We start from the raw sequence: 23,540 nt of genomic DNA, 5'->3' as shown, positions 1-23,540 counted from the left end.
TGCTCTCCATTGCGGAATCAGGATCTGTGTGCGCTCGGTCGATCAGCCTTTGCGAACTCGCAGACAGCGCCACAACGCCGCCACCATCAATACACTGACCCACGCCCAACCCCACGCCTGCTGATTCAGCAACCCTTCCTGATACAATTGCGGCGCAATCCCCACACTGACCATGAAGGTCAGCAAGGCAATCTCCCGTCGCGGCACGCTCACCGGGCGGCACACATAAACCAGCGCCGGCAGCACGAACGCCATGCTGGCAAAGCTGCGATAACGCGGATCGAAGACCATCTCCAGCATCATCACCGCCGCGGCAAAACCGGCCGCCGCGGCCAGCCAGCCGGCGTGCCGCTCAAACCAGTCGAAAACACGCCCGCGCCAGCCAGCGCGCGCACTCAAGGTCAACGCTGCGTGCGCCAACACCAACAGATTCAACGCGGTCAGCAAACCGACCCACAACCACTCGCTGGCAAATCGGGTGGTCAATCGCGCCAGATCGCCCCAGGCGCCAATCGAGCAAGCAGCGAGGGCGCCTAGCAACGGTAACAGCAGCGCCGAACGCGTGGTCCGAACGCGACCGCCAAGCATCAGCGTGCCAAGGAAAATCACCCCACCGAGCGCCAGCCACTCCTTCCAGTACGGCACGTTGCTCACCGGCCCGGCGAGTACGCCCTTGTCCTGGCGATCGGCATCGAACAAGCCCCAATAGCCACCGACCGCGCCTTCGCTGCCGCGTTTCCACGGTTGATCAAACGCTTCGATCAGGTTGTAGCGCCAGCCTTCTTTCTCGGCCATCGCCACGAACCCGCGAATGAATTTCGCTTCGTTGACCCGGCTCGGCACGGCGGTCTCACGCTGGCGGCCTTCGCTTGGCCAGCCGGTTTCGCCAATCATCACGTCCTTGGGCGCGAACTTGTTGCCGAATACCTGACGCACATCCGCGACATGCTGCAGGGCAACGTCGATGTTCGACGGATCATCCTCCCAGTACGGCAGTAAATGAATGGTCAGGAAGTCCACCGCCGGCGCGACTTCCGGGTGCTTGAGCCAGAACTCCCAGACATCGGCATAAGTGACCGGCTGCCTGACCTGGCTTTTGACCTTGTTGATCAACCGGGCCAGTTGGGCACCCGTGACTTCTTTGCGCAGCAACGCCTCGTTACCGACGATCACCGCTGTAACCACGTCGGGGTTGGCGTTGGCCGACTTGATCAGCAGGTCGATTTCCTGCTCGGTATCTACTGGATTGCTGTTGACCCAGGCGCCGATCATCAGTTTCAGCCCGTGCTTGCGCGCCAGCTCCGGCAGTGCTTCGAGGCCGGTCATCGAGTAGGTCCGAATGCACTCGAAACGCGTCGCCAGCAGCGCGAGGTCGGCGTCCATGCGTTTAGGGCGCAACTTGAACGGCACGTCGAAGGGCGACTGGTCTTTATCGAACGGCGTGTAGGAAGCGCATTGCAGCTTGTGCGTCGGGGTGGCCGCGTCCGGCAGGATCACCGGCTGGCCGAGCGCGTACCAGAAACCGCCAAGGGCAAACACGCCAAGCAGGCAGGCAAACAGATAGGGCAGAAAAGGAAAACGGGACGTCGCGGTCATGGTCAGGCCGAGTGGCTGCAAAGCGACGCATGTTACCTGCATTTATAGAGGGGTTGGTGCGCCGCATGCTGACGACATGCAAAGTTCGGGCGGATTGGCTGGCGCCAATTATTCAGGCGCGATTAATGGCGTTCTGATGTCGTTTCTCGTTGCCTTGAGGTCGCTGACAGAGCAGGTCGCGGGCCGCTTGAGGTTGATGATCGAACCATCAGTACCCTTTTTGAAAAATCGGCTGATGTTCGGTGTGTGAGGTGCGGCGTGATGGGGGCGCCGTGCACCATAACAATACGTTGACGATGCCCGGCATCCGTCGGGCGCAGCATTTCGGGGAAGTAAACGATGAAGATGCGACGACTTTTAGGCGCAGGTGCCGTGCTGGCGCTTGCGATGAGTTCCAGTTTCGCCAACGCTGAAAAACAGACCCTGAACATCGGTTACGTTGACGGCTGGTCCGACAGCGTCGCGACCACCCATGTGGCGGCCGAAGTGATCAAGCAGAAACTCGGTTACGATGTGAAGCTGCAAGCCGTTGCCACCGGGATCATGTGGCAGGGCGTGGCCACCGGCAAACTCGACGCCATGCTCTCGGCCTGGCTGCCGGTGACTCACGGCGACTACTGGACCAAGAACAAGGATCAGGTCGTCGATTACGGCCCGAACTTCAAGGATGCAAAAATCGGCCTGATCGTGCCGGAGTACGTCAAAGCCAAATCGATCGAAGACCTGAAAACCGATGACTCTTTCAAAAACCGCATCGTCGGGATCGATGCCGGTTCAGGCGTGATGCTCAAGACCGATCAGGCGATCAAGGATTACGGTCTGGACAAATACAGCCTCAAGGCCAGTTCCGGCGCCGGCATGATTGCCGAGCTGACCCGCGCGGAGAAGAAAAACGAGTCCATCGCCGTCACCGGTTGGGTGCCGCACTGGATGTTCGCCAAGTGGAAACTGCGCTTCCTCGACGACCCGAAGGGTGTGTATGGCCAGGCTGAAACCGTCAACAGCATCGGCAGCAAAGGCCTCGAAGCCAAGGCCCCGGAAGTGGCCAAATTCCTGAAGAACTTCCAGTGGGCCTCGAAAGACGAAATCGGCGAAGTCATGCTGGCGATCCAGGACGGTGCCAAGCCTGATGCAGCGGCCAAGGACTGGGTGGCCAAACACCCGGATCGCGTGGCTGACTGGACCAAATAACCGCTTCACCGCAATCCCCCTGTAGGAGTGAGCCTGCTCGCGATAGCGTCCCGTCGGTTGATAGAAATATCGACTGACACGACGCCATCGCGAGCAGGCTCACTCCTACAGTTGTTTTGGGTGTACCGGATAATGGCGAATACGTCATGGCCATCTACTACTAAGGTCGTCTGGAACCTCTCTCGCAGCCGCATACATTAGCTACGTTCCAACAATAATCTGTGCTGCGAGGATAAAAACAATGAACGACAGCATTTACCTCTCGATTCAAAACAGTCCCCGATTCAAGGAGCTGGTCAAGAAAAGGGAACGATTCGCCTGGATTCTCTCGGCAATCATGCTTGGGCTGTACTCCGCATTCATCCTGCTGATCGCGTACGGGCCACATGTGCTCGGGGCGAAACTCAGTCCGGAATCTTCGATTACCTGGGGCATCCCGATCGGTGTCGGCCTGATCCTTTCGGCCTTCGTCCTGACCGGCATCTATGTGCGCCGCGCCAATGGCGAGTTCGACGACCTGAACAATGCGATTCTCAAGGAGGCTCAGCAATGATCCGGCGTCTACTTGCTCTCTTAACCGTTGCCGCGTTCGCGCCCGGCGCCTGGGCCGCTGATGCCCTGACCGGTGCCGTGGCCAAGCAGCCGCTGAACATCCCGGCGATCCTGATGTTCGTGGCCTTCGTCGGCGCGACGCTGTACATCACCTACTGGGCTTCGAAGAAAAACAACTCGGCCGCCGACTATTACGCGGCGGGCGGCAAGATCACCGGTTTCCAGAACGGCCTCGCGATTGCCGGTGACTACATGTCGGCGGCGTCCTTCCTGGGGATTTCCGCGCTGGTGTTCACCTCCGGCTACGATGGCCTGATCTACTCGATCGGCTTCCTGGTGGGCTGGCCGATCATCCTGTTCCTGATCGCCGAACGTCTGCGTAACCTGGGTAAATACACCTTTGCCGACGTGGCGTCCTACCGCCTCGGGCAAACCCAGATTCGTACCCTGTCGGCCTGCGGTTCGCTGGTGGTGGTGGCGTTCTACCTGATCGCGCAAATGGTCGGTGCAGGCAAGCTGATCCAGCTGCTGTTCGGCCTTGATTACCACGTTGCGGTGATCCTGGTCGGTGTGCTGATGTGCATGTACGTGCTGTTCGGCGGCATGCTGGCGACCACTTGGGTGCAGATCATCAAGGCTGTGCTGCTGCTGTCCGGTGCCTCGTTCATGGCGCTGATGGTGATGAAACACGTTGGCTTTGACTTCAACACGCTGTTCTCCGAGGCGATCAAGGTTCACGCCAAGGGCGAAGCGATCATGAGCCCGGGCGGTCTGGTCAAGGATCCGATTTCGGCGTTCTCGCTGGGTCTGGCGCTGATGTTCGGTACCGCTGGCCTGCCGCACATTCTGATGCGCTTCTTCACCGTGAGTGACGCGAAAGAAGCCCGCAAGAGCGTGCTCTACGCGACCGGTTTCATCGGCTACTTCTACATCCTGACCTTCATCATCGGCTTCGGCGCGATCCTGCTGGTCAGCACCAACCCGGCCTTTAAGGATGCTGCGGGCGCCTTGCTCGGTGGCAACAACATGGCGGCGGTGCACCTGGCCAACGCGGTCGGTGGCAGCATTTTCCTCGGCTTCATCTCGGCGGTAGCGTTCGCGACCATTCTCGCGGTGGTGGCTGGCCTGACGCTGGCGGGTGCTTCGGCGGTGTCGCATGACCTGTACGCCAGCGTGATCAAGAAGGGCAAGGCCAACGAGAAGGATGAGATTCGCGTGTCGAAGATCACCACCATCGCTCTGGCGGTGCTGGCGATCGGTCTGGGCATTCTGTTCGAAAGCCAGAACATTGCGTTCATGGTCGGCCTGGCGTTCTCGATCGCGGCCAGTTGCAACTTCCCGGTGCTGCTGCTTTCGATGTACTGGAAGAAGCTGACCACGCGCGGTGCGATGATTGGCGGCTGGTTGGGGCTGATCAGTGCGGTGGGCCTGATGATTCTTGGCCCGACCATCTGGGTGCAGATACTGCATCACGAGAAGGCGATCTTCCCGTATGAATACCCGGCGCTGTTTTCGATGATCATTGCCTTTATCGGGATCTGGTTCTTCTCGATAACTGACAAGTCGGCGGCGGCGGACAACGAGCGGGCGCTGTTCTTCCCGCAGTTTGTGCGGTCGCAGACTGGGTTGGGGGCGAGTGGGGCGGTTTCGCACTAAAGAGCAGTTTTGAGTTACAAGCTGCAAGCTGCAAGCTGCAAGTGAATGCCCTGATCGAGAGATTGGGGCATTTTTTTGTGGGCGGTTATTGGGTGGTTTGGTGTGTATATCCGTTGCTGCGGTAACGGCTTCTTAGGGTTCCGCCCTTACGGCGGGTCACCTTTTTCAAACGCCAAAAAGGTAACCCAAAACGCTTGCTCCTACGTACGGCCCTCGCAGGCTCGGGTTCCTTCGCTCCGGGATCGATCCGGGCGCAGCGGCTACGGTTTGCTTCGCTGCACCTCCTTGCGCTGTGTCTGGCTGCGCCAGACGGTCGCTGCGCTCCCACGCCCGGATCAATCCCTCCACTCAGCCTTCCGATGTCGCTGGTTAGGCATGATCAAGATCAAGAGCACTCGAGCTGGCGCTCATTGTTGAGTGGTTAGAGGCGGGTGGTTGGCTTGGGATTTGTGTTGTGGCTGCCCCTCACCCCAGCCCTCTCCCCCTGGAGAGGGAGCCGATCGGTGTGCTTTTCAAGTGCTGGATTCAACTCGATATCCCCAGGTCAGCGTATCTCCCACATCCCCCACGGTCAGTCCCCTCTCCCTCCGGGAGAGGGCTAGGGTGAGGGGCTTTTGATTTTGACTTGGCTTTTGATCTTGCTCTTGATTTGGCTTTTGATCTTTTGCCCCTTCGGCAGGCTGAGTGAAGGGATCGATCCGGGCGTGGGAGCGCAGCGACCGTACGACGCAGTCGTACACAGCGGAAGTAGGTGCAGCGAAGCAAACCGTAGCCGCTGCGCCCGGATCGATTCCGTAACGAAGGAACCCCGAGCCCCAGCGAGGGGCCGAACGCCGGGGCAAAGCCTTTTGCTTACTTTTCGGCGTTTGGAAAAGTGAGTCGCTGTAAAAGCGAAACCGCCAGCGGCAACACCCGCAGCAACGGTATGCCCAAAAACCTACAAACAAAAACGGCCTCTATATAAGAGGCCGTTCCTGACACACCACTAAACCATCACAACAGGAAAACCTTACTTACGGTCTTCCAGCTTGATGATGTCACGCGACTCGTAACCGGTGTACAGCTGGCGCGGACGGCCAATCTTGTACGGGCTCGAGAGCATTTCCTTCCAGTGCGAAATCCAGCCGACAGTACGTGCCAGGGCGAAGATCACAGTGAACATGCTGGTCGGAATGCCGATCGCCTTGAGGATGATCCCCGAGTAGAAGTCGACGTTCGGGTACAGAGAGCGTTCGATGAAATACGGGTCGGTCAGGGCGATCTCTTCCAGGCGCATGGCCAGTTCGAGTTGCGGATCGTTGTTGATGCCCAGTTCCTTCAAAACTTCGTCGCAGGTCTGCTTCATGACTGTCGCGCGAGGGTCGCGGTTCTTGTAGACGCGGTGACCGAAGCCCATCAGCTTGAACGGATCGTTCTTGTCCTTGGCCTTGGCGATGAACTTGTCGATGTTCGACACATCGCCGATTTCATCGAGCATGGTCAGTACGGCTTCGTTCGCACCACCGTGGGCAGGGCCCCACAGTGCGGCGATACCGGCGGCGATACAGGCGAACGGGTTGGCACCCGAAGAGCCGGCCAGACGGACGGTGGAGGTCGACGCGTTCTGCTCGTGGTCGGCGTGGAGGATGAAGATCCGGTCCATGGCCTTGGCGAGCACCGGGCTGATCGGTTTGATCTCGCACGGGGTGTTGAACATCATGTGCAGGAAGTTTTCCGCGTACGTCAGGTCGTTGCGCGGGTACATCATGGGTTGGCCCATGGAGTACTTGTAAACCATCGCTGCCAGGGTCGGCATCTTCGCAACCAGACGGATCGCGGAGATTTCGCGATGCTGCGGGTTATTGATGTCCAGGGAGTCGTGGTAGAAGGCCGAGAGGGCGCCGACTACACCGCACATGACGGCCATCGGGTGGGCGTCGCGACGGAAACCGTTGAAAAAGGTTTTCAGCTGCTCGTGAACCATGGTGTGGTTTTTCACGGTGCTGACGAACTGGGCCTTCTGTTCTGCCGTCGGCAATTCGCCGTTGAGCAGCAGGTAGCAGGTTTCCAGGTAGTCCGACTTTTCAGCCAGCTGTTCGATCGGGTAGCCGCGGTGCAACAGAATGCCGTTGTCGCCGTCGATATAGGTGATTTTCGACTCGCACGAGGCGGTCGACATGAAACCCGGGTCGAACGTGAAGCGGCCCGTGGCCGTCAGGCTCCGAACATCGATTACATCGGGACCAACGGTGCCGGTTAAAATGGGCAGCTCGACGGGGGCTGCGCCCTCGATGATCAACTGCGCTTTTTTGTCAGCCATGTGGCCTCCTATTTATGCTTGAACCATCAGACAGACCCCCCACGCAGGGCCCGCACCACTATAGTGAGATAAATTCGAATGTCAATTTGCCTAAAGTCTTGCTCCAGAAGGCTTTAAGCGCACTTTTTCCTCGAAATTGACTGCCATTTACGCCTTTTATGCGACTTGTGCAATCCGCTATTGGGGGTAGGTGAACGCGTTGTCATTAGTAGCCTAACTGTCTATACTCGGCCACCGACCGCCAAGGGCTTTTGGGCTTGCTTTCATTGGGGGTCGCATCCCTGGGTGGTGGTTACCTGACCAGTGCACTCCCCAACAACTTTGCCCTGATTGTTAGGGGCTCTTCAGTGTGAAAAAAAAGCCGTGAAAAGCCAACGACCTGTAAACCTAGACCTAAGGACCATCAAACTCCCAGTCACTGCTTACACGTCCATTCTTCACCGTATCTCCGGTGTCATCCTCTTCGTGTGCCTTGCCATCATGCTTTATGCATTGGACAAGTCGCTGAGCTCCGAGGAAGGCTTCGGTCAGGTGAAAGCGTGTCTGACCAGTCCGCTAGCCAAGCTAGTGATTTGGGGCATCCTGTCCGCTCTGCTGTATCACCTGGTAGCCGGTGTGCGCCACTTGATCATGGACATGGGCATCGGTGAGACGCTGGAAGGCGGCAAACTGGGCTCGAAAATCGTTATCGCCGTTTCCGTGGTGGTAATCGTTCTGGCAGGAGTCTGGATATGGTAACTAACGTCACTAACCTGTCGCGTTCGGGCCTCTATGACTGGATGGCGCAACGTGTGTCTGCGGTCGTTCTCGCGGCTTACTTCATCTTCCTGATCGGATACATCGTCGCCAACCCTGGCCTCGAGTATGCCCAGTGGCATGAACTGTTCGCCCACAACGGAATGCGTATTTTCAGCCTGCTGGCCCTTGTTGCTCTGGGCGCTCACGCCTGGGTCGGCATGTGGACCATCGCGACCGACTACCTGACGCCGATGGCGTTCGGCAAGTCCGCAACGGCAATACGTTTCCTTTTCCAGGCAGTTTGCGGCGTTGCGATGTTCGCTTACTTCGTCTGGGGTGTGCAGATTCTCTGGGGTATCTGAGTCATGGCTAACATTCCAACGATTTCTTTCGACGCCATCATTATTGGTGGTGGCGGTGCCGGCATGCGCGCTGCGCTGCAGCTGGCGCAGGGCGGGCACAAGACTGCGGTGATCACCAAGGTTTTCCCGACCCGTTCGCACACTGTATCCGCCCAGGGCGGCATCACTTGCGCCATCGCGTCCGCTGACCCGAACGATGACTGGCGCTGGCACATGTACGATACCGTCAAGGGTTCCGATTACATCGGTGACCAGGACGCGATCGAATACATGTGTCAGGAAGGCCCGGCTGCGGTATTTGAGCTGGACCACATGGGTCTGCCGTTCTCGCGTACCGAGCAAGGCCGTATCTACCAGCGTCCGTTCGGCGGTCAGTCCAAGGACTACGGCAAGGGCGGCCAGGCTGCACGTACTTGCGCCGCTTCCGACCGTACCGGTCACGCGCTGCTGCACACCCTTTATCAGGGCAACCTGAAAGCCGGCACCACGTTCCTCAACGAGTACTACGCTGTCGATCTGGTGAAAAACCAGGAAGGCGAATTCGTCGGTGTGATCGCGATCTGCATCGAAACCGGCGAAACCTCGTACATCCGCGCCAAGGCCACCGTTCTGGCCACTGGCGGTGCAGGCCGTATCTACGCCTCCACCACCAACGCCCTGATCAACACCGGTGACGGCGTTGGCATGGCCCTGCGTGCCGGCGTGCCGGTGCAGGACATCGAAATGTGGCAGTTCCACCCGACCGGCATCGCCGGCGCCGGTGTACTGGTGACCGAAGGTTGCCGTGGTGAAGGTGGCTACCTGATCAACAAGCACGGCGAGCGTTTCATGGAGCGTTATGCTCCGAACGCCAAAGACCTTGCCGGTCGTGACGTGGTTGCCCGTTCGATGGTTAAAGAAATCATCGCCGGCAACGGTTGCGGTCCGAATGGCGACCACGTAATGCTCAAACTCGACCACCTGGGCGAGGAAGTGCTGCACAGCCGTCTGCCAGGCATCTGCGAACTGTCGAAGACATTCGCACACGTTGACCCTGTCGTTGCGCCGGTTCCGGTTGTTCCGACCTGCCACTACATGATGGGCGGCGTTGCCACCAACATTCATGGCCAGGCGATCACCCAGAACGCCGAAGGTCAGGACCAGATCATTCCTGGCCTGTTCGCGGTTGGTGAAGTGGCTTGCGTATCGGTACACGGTGCCAACCGTCTGGGCGGCAACTCGCTGCTGGACCTGGTGGTATTCGGTCGCGCTGCCGGCCTGCACCTGGAAAAGGCCCTGACCGACGGCATCGAATACGACGACGCTACCGAGTCCGACATCGAAGCGGCCCTGTCGCGCCTGAACGCATTGAACAACCGTACCGACGGTGAAGATGTTGCGACCCTGCGTCGCGAGCTGCAAAGCTGCATGCAGAACTACTTCGGCGTATTCCGTACCGGCGAATACATGCAAAAAGGCATCGCTCAGCTTGCTGACCTGCGTGCGCGCATCGCCAACGTGAAGATCAACGACAAGTCGCAGGCGTTCAACACTGCACGAATCGAAGCGCTGGAGCTGCAAAACCTGCTGGAAGTGGCTGAAGCTACCGCTATCGCGGCCGAAGTACGTAAAGAGTCCCGCGGCGCGCACGCCCGTGAAGACTTCGAAGACCGTGACGACGAAAACTGGCTGTGCCACACCCTGTACTTCCCGGGTGACAAGCGCGTCACCAAGCGTGCCGTCAACTTCTCGCCGAAGACTGTTCCGACTTTCGAACCTAAAGTCCGGACTTATTAAGGGGTGACCGCCATGTTGCAAGTCAGTGTTTATCGCTACAACCCTGATCAGGACGCTGCGCCGTTCATGCAGGATTTCCAGGTCGATACCGGTGGTAAAGACCTGATGGTGCTCGACGTGCTGGCCCTGATCAAAGAGCAGGACGAGGGTTTCTCCTATCGTCGCTCTTGCCGTGAAGGCGTCTGCGGTTCCGACGGCATGAACATCAACGGCAAGAACGGTCTGGCGTGCATCACGCCGCTGTCCGCCGTTGTAAAAGGTAACAAGCTGATCGTTCGTCCACTGCCAGGTCTGCCGGTTATCCGTGACCTGGTCGTCGATATGAGCATCTTCTACAAGCAATACGAGAAGGTGAAGCCTTACCTGCAGAACGACACGCCGGCTCCGGCCATCGAGCGTCTGCAGTCGCCGGAAGAACGTGAAAAGCTCGACGGTCTGTACGAGTGCATCCTGTGCGCCTGCTGCTCGACTTCGTGCCCATCGTTCTGGTGGAACCCTGACAAGTTCCTCGGTCCTGCTGCACTGCTGCAAGCCTACCGCTTCCTGGCTGACAGCCGTGACACCAAGACCAGCGAGCGTCTGGCTTCGCTCGATGACCCGTTCAGCGTTTTCCGCTGCCGGGGCATCATGAACTGCGTCAACGTATGTCCGAAAGGCCTGAACCCGACTAAGGCCATCGGTCACATCCGTAACATGCTGCTTTCGAGCGGCGTGTGATTCAGCTGCTGTAACGTTGCACCGTAGAGGCTGTGGCGCGGGCTTCAACCCGCGTCATGGCTATAACCAGAGCAGTAGCCACAAGCTGCCGCTCTTATTTTGAAGAAATGAGACAAGCAGGGGCATCCGGGCTGGTACCCGGACTATCAGTGTGATCCTAAGTGGCTTGTTTTAGTCGCTGCATTCGGACTTCTGCAAGTTTGCTCGGTGTCGACGCCGATGGTGTTCCCCTAACCGAGGGTGACCAAGCATGCAAGAAAGCGTGATGCAGCGCATGTGGAACAGCGCCTACCTTTCAGGTGGAAACGCTGCCTATGTGGAAGAGCTTTATGAGCTCTACCTGCACGACCCTAACGCTGTGCCAGAAGAGTGGCGCACCTACTTTCAGAAGTTGCCAGCCGACGGCAACTCTGCCACTGATGTTTCGCACTCCACGATTCGCGATCATTTCGTGCTGCTGGCAAAGAACCAGCGCCGCGCCCAACCGGTTTCCGCCGGCAGCGTGAGCAGTGAGCACGAGAAGAAGCAAGTTGAAGTGTTGCGATTGATCCAGGCCTACCGTATGCGTGGCCACCAGGCAGCCCAGCTTGACCCGCTGGGACTGTGGCAGCGTCCTGCACCTGCAGACCTGTCGATCAATCATTACGGCTTGACCAATGCCGATCTTGATACGACCTTCCGTGCCGGCGACCTGTTCATCGGCAAAGAGGAAGCGAGCCTACGCGAAATTCACGAAGCGTTGCAGCAGACATATTGCCGCACCATCGGCGCTGAATTTACGCACATCACCGATTCCGAGCAGCGCCAGTGGTTCCAGCAGCGTCTGGAAAGCGTGCGTGGTCGTCCGACGTACTCCGCCGACATCAAGAGCCACCTGCTTGAGCGCGTGACCGCCGGTGAAGGCCTGGAAAAATACCTCGGTACCAAATACCCGGGCACCAAGCGTTTCGGTCTGGAAGGCGGCGAAAGCCTGATTCCGATGCTCGACGAACTGATCCAGCGTTCCGGCTCGTACGGCACCAAGGAAGTCGTCATCGGCATGGCCCACCGTGGTCGTCTGAACGTGCTGGTCAACACCTTCGGCAAGAACCCGCGCGAGCTGTTCGACGAGTTCGAAGGCAAGAAGAAGGTCGAGCTGGGTTCCGGTGACGTGAAATATCACCAGGGCTTCTCGTCCAACGTGATGACCGCCGGCGGTGAAGTTCACCTGGCCATGGCGTTCAACCCGTCCCACCTGGAAATCGTTTCCCCGGTGGTCGAAGGTTCGGTGCGTGCCCGTCAGGACCGTCGTAACGACGCGACCGGCGAGAAAGTGCTGCCGATCTCCATCCACGGTGACGCGGCCTTCGCCGGTCAGGGCGTGGTCATGGAAACCTTCCAGATGTCGCAGACCCGCGGTTTCAAGACCGGCGGTACCGTGCACATCGTGATCAACAACCAGGTCGGTTTCACCATCAGCAACCCGTTGGACTCGCGTTCCACCGAGTACGCCACCGACGTTGCCAAGATGATCCAGGCGCCGATCCTCCATGTAAATGGCGATGATCCGGAAGCCGTGCTGTTCGTGACCCAGCTGGCCATCGACTACCGCATGCAGTTCAAGCGTGACGTGGTGATCGATCTGGTCTGCTACCGTCGTCGCGGCCACAACGAGGCCGACGAGCCAAGCGGCACCCAGCCACTGATGTATCAGCAGATCACCAAACAGCGCACCACCCGTGAGCTGTACGCTGATCGTCTGACCCAGGCCGGTGTTCTCGACGCTGAACGTGTTCAGGCCAAGGTCGACGAATACCGCAACGCGCTGGACAACGGTCTGCATGTGGTGAAATCGTTGGTCAAAGAGCCGAACAAAGAGCTGTTCGTCGACTGGCGTCCGTATCTGGGCCACGCCTGGACTGCGCGTCACGACACGCGTTTCGATCTGAAAACCCTGCAAGAGCTGTCCGCCAAGCTGCTGGAAATTCCGGAAGGCTTCGTGGTCCAGCGTCAGGTCGCGAAGATCTACGAAGACCGTCAGAAGATGCAAGCCGGCGGCCTGCCGATCAACTGGGGTTACGCCGAAACCATGGCGTACGCGACCCTGGCGTTCGAAGGTCACCCGATTCGCATGACCGGTCAGGACATCGGCCGCGGTACGTTCTCGCACCGTCACGCTGTGCTGCACAACCAGAAAGACGCAGGCACCTACATTCCGCTGCAGAACCTGTACGACGGTCAGCCACGCTTTGACCTGTACGACTCGTTCCTCTCGGAAGAAGCGGTGCTGGCCTTCGAATACGGCTACTCGACCACCACGCCAAACGCGCTGGTGATCTGGGAAGCCCAGTTCGGCGACTTCGCCAACGGTGCGCAGGTCGTGATCGACCAGTTCATCACCAGCGGCGAGCACAAGTGGGGCCGTCTCTGCGGTCTGACCATGTTGCTGCCACACGGTTATGAAGGTCAGGGCCCTGAGCACAGCTCGGCACGTCTTGAGCGTTACCTGCAGCTGTGCGCCGAGCACAACATTCAGGTGTGCATGCCGACCACGCCGGCACAGATCTACCACTTGCTGCGCCGTCAGGTGATCCGCCCGCTGCGCAAACCGCTGGTCGTGCTGACGCCGAAGTCGCTGCTGCGCCACAAGCTGGCCATCTCGACGCTGGAAGATCTGGCCGAAGGTTCGTTCCAGACCGTGATCCCGGAAATCGACGCACTGGACCCGAAAAAGGTCGAGCGCGTGGTTCTGTGTAGCGGCAAGGTCTACTACGACCTGCTGGAAAAACGCCGTGCCGAAGGCCGCGAAGATATCGCCATCGTGCGTATCGAGCAGCTGTATCCGTTCCCTGAGGACGACTTGAAGGAAGTCCTGGCTCCGTACACCAACGTCAAGCATGCCGTGTGGTGTCAGGAAGAGCCGATGAACCAGGGTGCCTGGTACTGCAGCCAGCATCACTTGCGTCGCAGCATCGCCAACCTCGACAAGACTCTCGTACTTGAGTACGCGGGCCGTGAGGCTTCGGCTGCACCTGCTTGTGGTTACGCATCGATGCACGCCGAGCAGCAGGAAAAACTGCTGCAAGACGCGTTTACCGTTTAACGCCTTCGCGCTGACTGAAACCGAATTTTAAGGACCCACAGATAATGGCTATCGAAATCAAAGCCCCGTCATTCCCGGAATCGGTTGCCGATGGCACCGTTGCCACCTGGCACAAGAAACCAGGCGAGGCCGTCAAGCGTGACGACCTGATCGTCGACATCGAGACCGACAAGGTCGTGCTGGAAGTGTTGGCTGAAGCTGACGGCGTACTGGGCGCAATCGTTGCCGAAGAGGGCGCTACCGTTCTGTCGAACCAGGTGCTGGGCTCGATCGAGGAGGGCAGCGCTGCTGCCGCTGCTCCAGCCGCCGCTGCTGCTCCGGCCGCTACTGCCGCTGCCGCACCGGCTGCTGCCGATGGCGAAGACGACCCGATCGCGGCTCCCGCTGCACGCAAGCTGGCTGAAGAGAACGGCATCAACATCGCTTCCGTTGCCGGCACCGGCAAGGGCGGTCGTGTGACCAAGGAAGACGTGGTTGCCGCTGTTGCCGCGAAGAAAGCCGCTCCGGCTGCCGCGCCTGCCAAGGCTGCTGCTCCTTCGGCCGCTGCTCCAGTGTTCGCCGCTGGCGACCGCGTCGAGAAGCGCGTACCGATGACCCGCGTGCGTGCCACCGTGGCCAAGCGTCTGGTTGAAGCACAGTCGAACATGGCCATGCTGACCACCTTCAACGAAGTCGACATGACCGAAGTCATGGCCCTGCGTTCGAAGTACAAGGACCTGTTCGAGAAGTCTCACAACGGCGTGCGCCTGGGCTTCATGTCGTTCTTCGTGAAAGCGGCTACCGAGGCGCTGAAGCGCTTCCCGGCTGTCAACGCGTCGATCGACGGCGGCGACATTGTTTACCACGGCTACGCGGACATCGGCGTTGCCGTTTCCAGCGACCGTGGCCTGGTTGTTCCGGTTCTGCGTAACGCCGAGCTGATGAGCCTGGCGGAAATCGAAGGCGGCATCGCCACGTTCGGCAAGAAAGCCCGTGACGGCAAACTGTCGATGGACGAGATGACCGGTGGTACCTTCACCATCACCAACGGTGGTACCTTCGGTTCGATGATGTCGACGCCGATCGTCAACCCGCCGCAGGCAGCGATTCTGGGCATGCACAACATCATCCAGCGTCCTATGGCCATCAACGGTCAGGTCGTGATCCGTCCGATGATGTACCTGGCACTGTCCTACGATCACCGTCTGATCGATGGCAAAGAAGCTGTGACCTTCCTGGTGACCATCAAGAACCTGCTGGAAGATCCGGCTCGTCTGTTGCTGGATATCTAAGAAACAGCTGCAAGCTTTCAGCTACAAGCCTCAAGCTCAAGACGAGCCGGTGGGCTTGCAGCTTGAAGCTTGCGGCTTGTAGCTTTATTGCTAAAGAGGATTTTTTGAATGTCGCAGAAATTTGACGTAGTAGTGATCGGTGCTGGCCCTGGTGGTTACGTAGCCGCCATCAAGGCCGCGCAACTGGGCCTGAGCACTGCCTGCATCGAGAAGTACACCGACGCTGAAGGCAAGCAAGCCCTGGGCGGTACCTGCCTGAACGTGGGTTGCATTCCGTCCAAGGCGCTGCTCGACAGCTCCTGGAAGTACAAGGAAGCGAAAGAAAGCTTCAACGTTCACGGTATCTCGACCGGCGAAGTCAAAATGGACGTCGCTGCGATGGTTGGCCGCAAGGCTGGCATCGTCAAGAACCTGACCGGCGGCGTTGCCACCCTGTTCAAGGCCAACGGCGTTACTTCGATCCAGGGCCACGGCAAACTGCTGGCTGGCAAGAAAGTCGAAGTCACCAAGCCGGACGGCTCGGTTGAAATCATCGAAGCGGAAAACGTCATCCTCGCGCCAGGTTCGCGTCCGATCGACATTCCACCGGCTCCGGTTGACCAGAAAGTCATCGTCGATTCGACTGGCGCTCTGGAATTCCAGTCCGTGCCTAAGCGTCTGGGCGTGATCGGCGCTGGCGTGATCGGTCTGGAACTGGGTTCGGTGTGGTCGCGTCTGGGTGCAGAAGTGACTGTGCTCGAAGCGCTGGACACCTTCCTGATGGCAGCGGACACCGCTGTTTCCAAGGAAGCGCTGAAAACCCTGACCAAACAGGGTCTGGATATCAAGCTGGGTGCTCGCGTAACCGGTTCGAAAGTCAACGGCGAAGAAGTCGTGGTGAACTACACCGACGCCAACGGCGAACAGACCATCACGTTCGACAAGCTGATCGTAGCCGTTGGTCGCCGTCCAGTGACCACTGATCTGCTCGCAGCCGACAGTGGCGTAGCCCTCGACGAGCGCGGTTTCATCGCCGTCGACGACCACTGCGTAACCGCCGTACCGGGCGTATTCGCCATTGGTGACGTGGTTCGCGGCATGATGCTGGCGCACAAGGCGTCCGAAGAAGGCATCATGGTCGTCGAGCGCATCAAGGGCCACAAGGCTCAGATGAACTATGATTTGATCCCTTCGGTTATTTATACTCACCCGGAAATCGCGTGGGTTGGCAAAACCGAGCAGGCGCTGAAGGCCGAAGGCGTTGAAGTCAACGTCGGTACCTTCCCGTTCGCCGCTTCCGGCCGTGCCATGGCTGCCAACGATACCGGTGGTTTCGTCAAGGTCATCGCCGATGCCAAGACCGACCGCGTATTGGGCGTGCACGTAATTGGCCCGAGCGCTGCAGAACTGGTTCAGCAGGGCGCAATCGGTATGGAATTCGGCACCAGCGCTGAAGACCTGGGCATGATGGTTTTCTCCCATCCGACCCTGTCCGAAGCCTTGCACGAAGCTGCTCTGGCAGTGAATGGCGGTGCCATCCACGTTGCCAACCGCAAGAAGCGTTAACTGATAATAAGAAACCACGGCGGTAACGGCCCGTCGCGAGCCTTGCGAGCAAGACTCACCGCGGAATGTCCGCCGGACGCAGTCTTGCGTAGCTCAGCTACGCAAGCAGCAGTCACAGGTGGCGCGGCACTCAAACGAGCGCAGCGCCGAATGCGCAGTACCTAACGAAGACGGTAAAAAGCATGAATCTTCACGAGTATCAGGGTAAGCAGCTGTTCGCTGAATACGGCCTGCCAGTTTCCACTGGTTACGCAGTAGACACCCCGGAAGCAGCAGCAGAAGCTTGCGACAAAATTGGCGGCAGCGAGTGGGTTGTCAAAGCCCAGGTCCACGCCGGTGGTCGCGGTAAAGCGGGCGGCGTAAAGCTGGTTCGCAGCAAAGAAGACGCCAAAGCCTTCGCACAGCAGTGGCTGGGCAAGCGTCTGGTGACTTACCAGACTGATGCCAACGGCCAGCCAGTCACCAAGATCCTGGTTGAATCGTGCACTGATATCGCTAAAGAGCTGTACCTGGGCGCTGTCGTTGACCGTTCGAGCCGTCGCATCGTGTTCATGGCTTCCACCGAAGGTGGCGTGGACATCGAGAAAATCGCTCACGACACACCAGAAAAAATTCTCAAGGCCACTATCGATCCACTGGTTGGCGCTCAGCCATCCCAGGGTCGCGAGCTGGCATTCCAGCTGGGTCTGGAAGGCAAGCAGGTCACTCAGTTCGCCAAGATCTTCGTGGGTCTGGCCAAGCTGTTCAAAGACCACGACCTGGCTCTGCTGGAAGTGAACCCGCTGGTGATCAAGGCTGACGGCGATCTGCACTGCCTGGACGCGAAGATCAACATCGACGCCAACGCCATGTACCGTCAGCCTAAGCTGAAGGCTTTCCACGATCCGTCGCAGGACGATCCGCGCGAAGCGCACGCTGCCAAGTTCGAACTGAACTACGTAGCACTGGAAGGCAACATCGGCTGCATGGTCAACGGTGCCGGCCTGGCCATGGGTACCATGGACATCGTCAACCTGCACGGCGGCAAGCCAGCCAACTTCCTCGACGTAGGCGGTGGTGCTACCAAAGAGCGCGTGACCGAAGCATTCAAGATCATCCTGTCCGACAGCAATGTCGCCGCAGTACTGGTCAACATCTTCGGCGGCATCGTTCGCTGCGACATGATTGCCGAAGGCATCATCGGCGCTGTGAAAGAAGTCGGCGTGAAAATCCCGGTTGTTGTTCGTCTTGAAGGCAACAACGCTGAACTGGGCGCTAAAGTACTGGCAGAAAGCGGTTTGAACATCATCGCTGCTACCAGCCTGACCGACGCTGCTCAACAAGTCGTTAAAGCTGCGGAGGGCAAGTAATGAGCGTCCTGATCAATAAAGACACCAAAGTCATCTGCCAGGGTTTCACCGGCGCGCAGGGTACTTTCCACTCCGAACAAGCCATTGCCTACGGCACCAAAATGGTTGGCGGCGTGACTCCGGGCAAGGGTGGCACCACTCACCTGAACCTGCCAGTGTTCAACACTGTGAAAGAAGCCGTAGAAGCCACTGGCGCCACCGCCAGCGTGATCTACGTACCGGCTCCTTTCTGCAAGGATTCGATCCTGGAAGCGGCATTCGGCGGCATCAAGCTGATCGTGTGCATCACCGAAGGCATTCCTACCCTGGACATGCTGGACGCCAAAGTTAAGTGCGACGAGCTGGGCGTAGTCCTGATCGGCCCTAACTGCCCAGGCGTGATCACCCCAGGCGAATGCAAGATCGGCATCATGCCAGGTCACATTCACTTGCCAGGCAAGGTCGGTATCGTTTCGCGTTCCGGCACCCTGACCTACGAAGCTGTTAAGCAGACCACTGACGCCGGTTTCGGTCAGTCGACTTGCGTCGGCATCGGTGGTGACCCGATCCCGGGTTCGAACTTCATCGACATCCTGAAGCTGTTCCAGGAAGACCCGCAGACCGAAGCGATCGTGATGATCGGTGAAATCGGCGGTTCGGCTGAAGAAGAAGCGGCGGCCTACATCAAGGCTAACGTGACCAAGCCGGTTGTTTCCTACATCGCGGGTGTGACTGCTCCTCCGGGCAAGCGCATGGGCCATGCTGGCGCAATCATCTCTGGCGGCAAAGGCACTGCAGACGAGAAATTCGCTGCTCTGCAAGACGCAGGCGTGAAAACCGTGCGTTCGCTGGCAGACATCGGCAAGGCCTTGGCCGAGCTGACTGGCTGGGAAGTGAAGAAGTAAGCTTCGGCTGACTTTTCAGCTCCAGCAACAAAGGCCACCTTCGGGTGGCCTTTGTCGTTTCAGGGCAGCGGCAAGCTTCAAGCGGCTAGCTGCAAGATAAAAGCTTGCAGCTTGAAACTTGTAGCTTGCAGCTGCTTTTCATACATAAACGCGACACGGAAACGTCGCGTATCGGATAGTTCGCCCTCTAACAGTGCGTTTTGATGCCAGATTCGTTAGGCTGGCAGCCATTTTTGCGCACGTCGCCCACAAGGCAGCTACGCAGCTTCACAGGTCAGTCCCATACGGATCGACAGCATTTCCCTAATCCCACAGGGCAATCCCTCTCTAAATTCCGATTTCAGCAGTGTGGTATTACCTTAATGAAAGTTTTGAAAGGTCAGGACATCCTGGCACTTGGTTTTATGACGTTTGCCCTGTTCGTCGGGGCCGGTAACATCATTTTCCCGCCGATCGTCGGCTTGCAGGCCGGACCTCACGTCTGGATGGCTGCACTGGGTTTTCTGATCACCGCCGTCGGTCTGCCGGTGATCACCGTTGTTGCGCTGGCCAAGGTCGGTGGTGCGATGGATGCGTTGAGCAGCCCGATCGGCAAGATCGCTGGCGGCATACTTGCAGCGGCCTGCTACCTGGCAGTCGGCCCGCTGTTCGCCACGCCGCGTACCGCGACGGTGTCGTTCGAGGTGGGTCTGGCGCCACTGACCGGCGAAAGCCCGTTGGCGCTATTCCTGTACAGCTCGGTGTACTTCCTGCTGGTGTTCTTCATTTCCCTGTACCCGGGGCGTTTGCTGGACACCGTTGGCCGTTTCCTCGCGCCGCTGAAAATCATTGCACTCGCCGTACTCGGTATCGCCGCGTTCGCTTTGCCGGCCGGTGACATCGGCCACGGCACGCCTGAGTACGTTGCCGCACCGTTCTCCCAGGGTTTCATCAATGGTTACCTGACCATGGATACTCTTGGCGCACTGGTGTTCGGCATCGTCATCGTCAACGCGATCCGTTCCCGTGGCGTCGAGTCGCCCAAGCTGATCACCCGTTACGCGATCATTGCCGGGCTGATTGCCGGTGTCGGTCTGGCGCTGGTATATGTCAGCCTGTTCCGTCTCGGTTCCGGCAGCCATGAAGTTGCGGTCGGTGCGACCAATGGCGCTGCGGTGTTGCACGCTTATGTGCAACACACCTTTGGCTCGCTGGGCAGCGGTTTCCTCGCCGTGCTGATTTCGCTGGCGTGCCTGGTGACTGCGGTCGGCCTGACCTGCGCCTGTGCCGAATACTTCAGCCGCGTGTTGCCGCTGTCGTACAAGACGCTGGTGATCATCCTCGCGGCGTTTTCGCTGCTGGTGTCCAACCTGGGCCTGACCAAGCTGATCGCCTTTTCGATCCCGGTACTGACCGCGATCTACCCGCCGTGCATCGTGCTGGTGGCGCTGAGCTTCTGCAAAGACTTCTGGCATGAACATGGCCGCATTCTTGGCCCGGTGATGCTGGTGTCGTTCATTTTCGGCAGCATCGACGCGCTGAAAGGCGCCGGTCTGGCTGACTGGATGCCGACTCAGCTGTCGCACCTGCCACTGAGCGAGCAGGGCCTGGCCTGGCTGGTGCCTTGCGTGATGACGCTGGTGGTTGCAGTGGTGTGCGATCGCCTGTTGGGCAAGCGCAGCGAAGCGGTTGCCTGACCTGTTTTGATTCGCCACAAGCGGATCCCGCAGGATTAAACGCAAATGCCCCGTATCAATCGATACGGGGCATTTTTTATGCGTGTGAGGCAGTGTCTTTTTGGCTGAGCTAACGTCGAAAGGGTTACCCGAGTTCCATGTGTGAGCGAGCTTGCTCGCCAAAGCGTATTGTCAGTCACTCTCGATGCTGGCTGATACACCGCTTTCGCGAGCAGGCTCGCTCCCACAGGTTTCCGATATACCGCGCCTCATCACAGGGATTTGCATGTCGTTCATCCAAGCCAATCTGATCCATCTGCTCGCCGCGCTCTGGTTCGTCATCTGCTGGGGCGGTTACACCCGTTATGCCAGCTGGAAGGCCCGCGACACGGCGTGTCTGGCCAGTGTGCTGCATCTGTATCGCGAAGACTGGATGCGCCGCATGCTCCTGCGCGACAACCGTATTGCCGACGCCAGCGTGATCGGCAACCTGGAACGCAACGCCTCGTTCTTCGCCTCCAGCACGTTGATTATTCTCGCGGGCATTCTCACCGTGCTCGGTGCGTCTGACCGCGCGGTGTCGCTGTTGGCGGACATTCCCATGGTTCAGCAGGCGTCGCAGGGCATGTCGGAAATCAAGTTGCTTTGCCTGGCGCTGGTGTTCGTTTATGCCTTCTTCACCTTCAGCTGGTGCATGCGCCAGTACAACTTTGCGGCGATTCTGGTCGGCTCGGCACCGATGATCGGTGAGCGGCATGTTTCCGAGCAGGAGCGCAAAGCTTTCGCCTCGCGTGCGGCACGGGTGATTTCGATGGCGGCCAACCAGTTCAACTTCGGTTTGCGCTCTTACTACTTCGGCATGAGCATGCTGGCCTGGTTCGTCAGCCCGTGGCTGTTCATGTTGATGAGCGCAGGTGTGGTGGTGGTGCTTTATCGCCGCGAATTTCATTCCGACGTGCTCGACGTCATGGTCTATACCCCTACCGAGGCGCCTGCGCCCGAAACCAATAAAGAGGCCGTTTGATGAGTATTCCGTTCTGGTGTGTGTTTATCAGCGCGTTGCTGATTTATATAGCGCGTATGCCGGTGGGCAAGGCGATGAAAGAGCAGGGCGGGTATGACAATCACCTGCCGCGTCAGCAACAGGCGCAATTGACTGGTTACGGCGCCCGCGCACTGGCGGCGCATCAGAACAGTATCGAAGCGTTCATTTTGTTCGCGGTCGGCGTACTGATGGCGCACACCACGCAAACGGCGGGGTGGCTGATCGATGCGCTGGCGATCATCTTCGTGATCGCGCGGATTCTCTATTTGTGGTTGTACCTGGCGGATCTGCCGAAGTTGCGCAGCCTGGTCTGGCTGGTCGGCTTAGTGTCTTCGTTGTTGCTGATGATTAGTCCGACTTTTAGAACGGTTCTGTTGTAAGCGGCCATCGCACCAAATCCCGGACAAAAGAAAACCCGCACTTGGCGGGTTTTCTTTTACTGCGTCAAAAGCGCTTTATTGCTTCTTGGCAGCTTCGTCTTGAGCGGCAGCGTTCGATTCAGCCTGAGCTTTGGCAGCTTCGGCGTTTTCTTTCGCAGCGTCGTTCACTTTATCCTGAGCTTTGTTCATGTCCTGCTGAGCTTGCTCAGCGTGCTGGTTGGCATCTTGAGCTTTGTCCTCGGATTTTTTATCGCAGGCAGCGAGACCGAGGGAAGCGGTCAACATCAAGGCAATAGCTAAAGTCTTACGCATGGGGTGTTTCTCCTTATGGAAAATAACTACTGGCCTTAAGAACTCGGCGCTACAGGTTAAGTTCCTCATTTGTTTCAGATATATAAGTTTGTTTTATCACGGAACTTTTGCCGCTTTTCCCACTACTGGCAAAAGGCTTTAACGCGAGTAATGATCAAATGGCTGAAAACAGCGTTTTTGAGCGCGCGACAAGGTTTCTCTCAGCGTTGCGCCACTGTCAGGTGCTGGGGTTAAAAGTACAGAGCGCCTCCAGCGAAGGCCTGACGGTGATCCTGCCCTACAGCCCGCAGATCGTCGGTAACCCGCAAACCGGGGTGATTCATGGCGGTGCGATTACTTCGCTGATGGACACGGCCTGCGGCATGTCGACCTTGTGCGTGCTGCCGGAATTCGAAGTTTGCCCAACCCTCGATCTGCGCATCGATTACATGCACGCCGCCGAGCCGCATAAAGATGTCTATGGCTTTGCCCAGTGCTACCGGGTCACCACTGACGTGATTTTCGCCCGCGGATTCGCCTACCAGGACGATCCCGAGCAACCCATTGCCCACGTCGTCGGCACGTTCATGCGGATGGGCAAGGCGCTCAAAGGCACCCAAGGCTTGGGCGGCGCAATCACGGGAGACAAGCCGTGAGCGATGATCTCAAGCAGCAATTGCAGCTGGCCCACGCGCAAGGCGACTATGCGCCGTTGCTAAAGCTGATCCCCTACGCCGGCCTGATCGGCATCGAGTGTTCACGTGTCGGCGATGAGCTGCTGTTCAAGCTGCCGGCGAACAAGGACAACATTGGTAACCCTTTATTGCCGGCGATCCATGGTGGGGTGATTGCCGGGTTCATGGAGCTGGCGGCCGCCCTGCATCTGCTGATTTTTACCGGCGCCCCGGGCGTGCCGAAGATCATCGATTTCTCCCTCGACTACCTGCGCGCCGGGCAGTTTCGTGACACTTGGGCCAAATGTCAGGTTTGCCGCCAGGGGCGTCGCGTCGCCAACGTGGCGATCAGCGCCTGGCAAAGCACCGAGGCCGAACCAATTGCCACCGCTCGCGCGCACTTCAAAATAGATGAACCCTTGAAATCCTGAACAGCGCCCCAAACTCAGATGACAACCCGCCGCCGACCATTCGGGT

At 58.6% G+C, this 23,540-nt stretch carries 20 protein-coding genes; 17 read left to right on the top strand and 3 right to left on the bottom strand.

The window, feature by feature from the left end; translation table 11 throughout:
* Positions 1-42 precede the first annotated feature (42 nt).
* Positions 43-1,638, bottom strand: coding sequence for a glycosyl hydrolase family 17 protein (locus tag V6F91_RS01960; RefSeq protein ID WP_332761942.1), 1,596 nt, complete (start codon positions 1,636-1,638; stop codon positions 43-45).
* A 297-nt stretch (positions 1,639-1,935) separates the two neighbouring features.
* Between V6F91_RS01960 and V6F91_RS01955 the strand changes: the two genes are divergently transcribed.
* From V6F91_RS01955 to V6F91_RS01945, 3 genes are all read left to right on the top strand, one after another.
* A complete protein-coding gene (locus V6F91_RS01955; RefSeq protein ID WP_332761941.1) occupies positions 1,936-2,787 on the top strand; it encodes a glycine betaine ABC transporter substrate-binding protein in 852 nt (283 codons plus the stop codon).
* Positions 2,788-3,028: 241 nt separating this feature from the next.
* A complete protein-coding gene (locus V6F91_RS01950) occupies positions 3,029-3,340 on the top strand; it encodes a DUF485 domain-containing protein (RefSeq protein ID WP_090282412.1) in 312 nt (103 codons plus the stop codon).
* The gene (locus V6F91_RS01945) at positions 3,337-4,995 is read left to right on the top strand and encodes a cation acetate symporter (RefSeq protein ID WP_332761938.1); all 1,659 of its coding nucleotides are present in this window, start codon (positions 3,337-3,339) and stop codon (positions 4,993-4,995) included. Before V6F91_RS01950 ends, V6F91_RS01945 begins: the two co-directional genes overlap by 4 nt.
* A 1,009-nt stretch (positions 4,996-6,004) precedes the next feature.
* Here V6F91_RS01945 and gltA read toward each other — a convergent pair.
* A complete protein-coding gene (gltA, locus tag V6F91_RS01940) occupies positions 6,005-7,294 on the bottom strand; it encodes a citrate synthase (protein ID WP_093103347.1) in 1,290 nt (429 codons plus the stop codon).
* A 363-nt stretch (positions 7,295-7,657) separates the two neighbouring features.
* Between gltA and sdhC the strand changes: the two genes are divergently transcribed.
* From sdhC to V6F91_RS01880, 12 genes are all read left to right on the top strand, one after another.
* Entirely contained in the window at positions 7,658-8,032 is a 375-nt protein-coding gene (sdhC, locus tag V6F91_RS01935; RefSeq protein ID WP_016773673.1) for a succinate dehydrogenase, cytochrome b556 subunit, read from the top strand.
* Positions 8,026-8,394 (top strand): succinate dehydrogenase, hydrophobic membrane anchor protein, encoded by a 369-nt coding sequence (sdhD, locus tag V6F91_RS01930; RefSeq protein WP_008049683.1) that lies wholly within the window; start codon positions 8,026-8,028, stop codon positions 8,392-8,394. The genes sdhC and sdhD overlap by 7 nt, the downstream gene beginning before the upstream one ends.
* A gap of 3 nt (positions 8,395-8,397) precedes the next feature.
* On the top strand, positions 8,398-10,170 hold the full coding sequence (gene sdhA / locus V6F91_RS01925; RefSeq protein ID WP_042607585.1) for a succinate dehydrogenase flavoprotein subunit: 1,773 nt from the start codon (positions 8,398-8,400) through the stop codon (positions 10,168-10,170).
* A gap of 12 nt (positions 10,171-10,182) precedes the next feature.
* On the top strand, positions 10,183-10,887 hold the full coding sequence (locus tag V6F91_RS01920; RefSeq protein WP_016773675.1) for a succinate dehydrogenase iron-sulfur subunit: 705 nt from the start codon (positions 10,183-10,185) through the stop codon (positions 10,885-10,887).
* A 250-nt stretch (positions 10,888-11,137) separates the two neighbouring features.
* A complete protein-coding gene (locus tag V6F91_RS01915; protein WP_208938191.1) occupies positions 11,138-13,969 on the top strand; it encodes a 2-oxoglutarate dehydrogenase E1 component in 2,832 nt (943 codons plus the stop codon).
* A 44-nt stretch (positions 13,970-14,013) separates the two neighbouring features.
* Positions 14,014-15,240, top strand: a complete 1,227-nt coding sequence (gene odhB / locus V6F91_RS01910; protein WP_090282415.1) for a 2-oxoglutarate dehydrogenase complex dihydrolipoyllysine-residue succinyltransferase — start codon at positions 14,014-14,016, stop codon at positions 15,238-15,240.
* Positions 15,241-15,348: 108 nt separating this feature from the next.
* Positions 15,349-16,785, top strand: coding sequence for a dihydrolipoyl dehydrogenase (lpdA, locus tag V6F91_RS01905; RefSeq protein ID WP_332761930.1), 1,437 nt, complete (start codon positions 15,349-15,351; stop codon positions 16,783-16,785).
* Between the two features lie 182 nt (positions 16,786-16,967).
* Positions 16,968-18,134: an ADP-forming succinate--CoA ligase subunit beta gene (sucC, locus tag V6F91_RS01900; protein ID WP_090282417.1), complete on the top strand. Its 1,167-nt coding sequence runs from the start codon at positions 16,968-16,970 to the stop codon at positions 18,132-18,134.
* Entirely contained in the window at positions 18,134-19,018 is an 885-nt protein-coding gene (gene sucD, locus V6F91_RS01895) for a succinate--CoA ligase subunit alpha (protein ID WP_090282418.1), read from the top strand. Before sucC ends, sucD begins: the two co-directional genes overlap by 1 nt.
* A 362-nt stretch (positions 19,019-19,380) precedes the next feature.
* Positions 19,381-20,694 carry a branched-chain amino acid transport system II carrier protein gene (gene brnQ / locus V6F91_RS01890; RefSeq protein ID WP_203421260.1) on the top strand — a complete coding sequence of 438 codons (1,314 nt, stop codon included), beginning with the start codon at positions 19,381-19,383 and terminating at the stop codon, positions 20,692-20,694.
* Between the two features lie 265 nt (positions 20,695-20,959).
* Positions 20,960-21,697 carry a DUF599 domain-containing protein gene (locus V6F91_RS01885; protein WP_332761926.1) on the top strand — a complete coding sequence of 246 codons (738 nt, stop codon included), beginning with the start codon at positions 20,960-20,962 and terminating at the stop codon, positions 21,695-21,697.
* Positions 21,697-22,098, top strand: coding sequence for an MAPEG family protein (locus V6F91_RS01880; protein WP_332761924.1), 402 nt, complete (start codon positions 21,697-21,699; stop codon positions 22,096-22,098). Before V6F91_RS01885 ends, V6F91_RS01880 begins: the two co-directional genes overlap by 1 nt.
* 75 nt (positions 22,099-22,173) lie before the next feature.
* Here the strand turns inward: V6F91_RS01880 and V6F91_RS01875 are convergent, their stop codons facing one another.
* On the bottom strand, positions 22,174-22,410 hold the full coding sequence (locus V6F91_RS01875; RefSeq protein WP_008082962.1) for a hypothetical protein: 237 nt from the start codon (positions 22,408-22,410) through the stop codon (positions 22,174-22,176).
* Between the two features lie 158 nt (positions 22,411-22,568).
* Here V6F91_RS01875 and V6F91_RS01870 point away from each other — a divergent pair, with 158 nt between their 5' ends.
* The gene (locus V6F91_RS01870; RefSeq protein WP_332761921.1) at positions 22,569-23,045 is read left to right on the top strand and encodes a PaaI family thioesterase; all 477 of its coding nucleotides are present in this window, start codon (positions 22,569-22,571) and stop codon (positions 23,043-23,045) included.
* On the top strand, positions 23,042-23,494 hold the full coding sequence (locus V6F91_RS01865) for a PaaI family thioesterase (RefSeq protein WP_332761920.1): 453 nt from the start codon (positions 23,042-23,044) through the stop codon (positions 23,492-23,494). The genes V6F91_RS01870 and V6F91_RS01865 overlap by 4 nt, the downstream gene beginning before the upstream one ends.
* Positions 23,495-23,540: the final 46 nt, after the last annotated feature.

Origin of the sequence: Pseudomonas koreensis (assembly GCF_036668835.1) — a bacterium.
GTDB classification, from domain to species: Bacteria; Pseudomonadota; Gammaproteobacteria; order Pseudomonadales; family Pseudomonadaceae; genus Aquipseudomonas; species Aquipseudomonas koreensis_I.
Note: the sequence above shows the minus strand (reverse complement) of the source record. Positions and strands in the feature narration are given on the sequence as shown.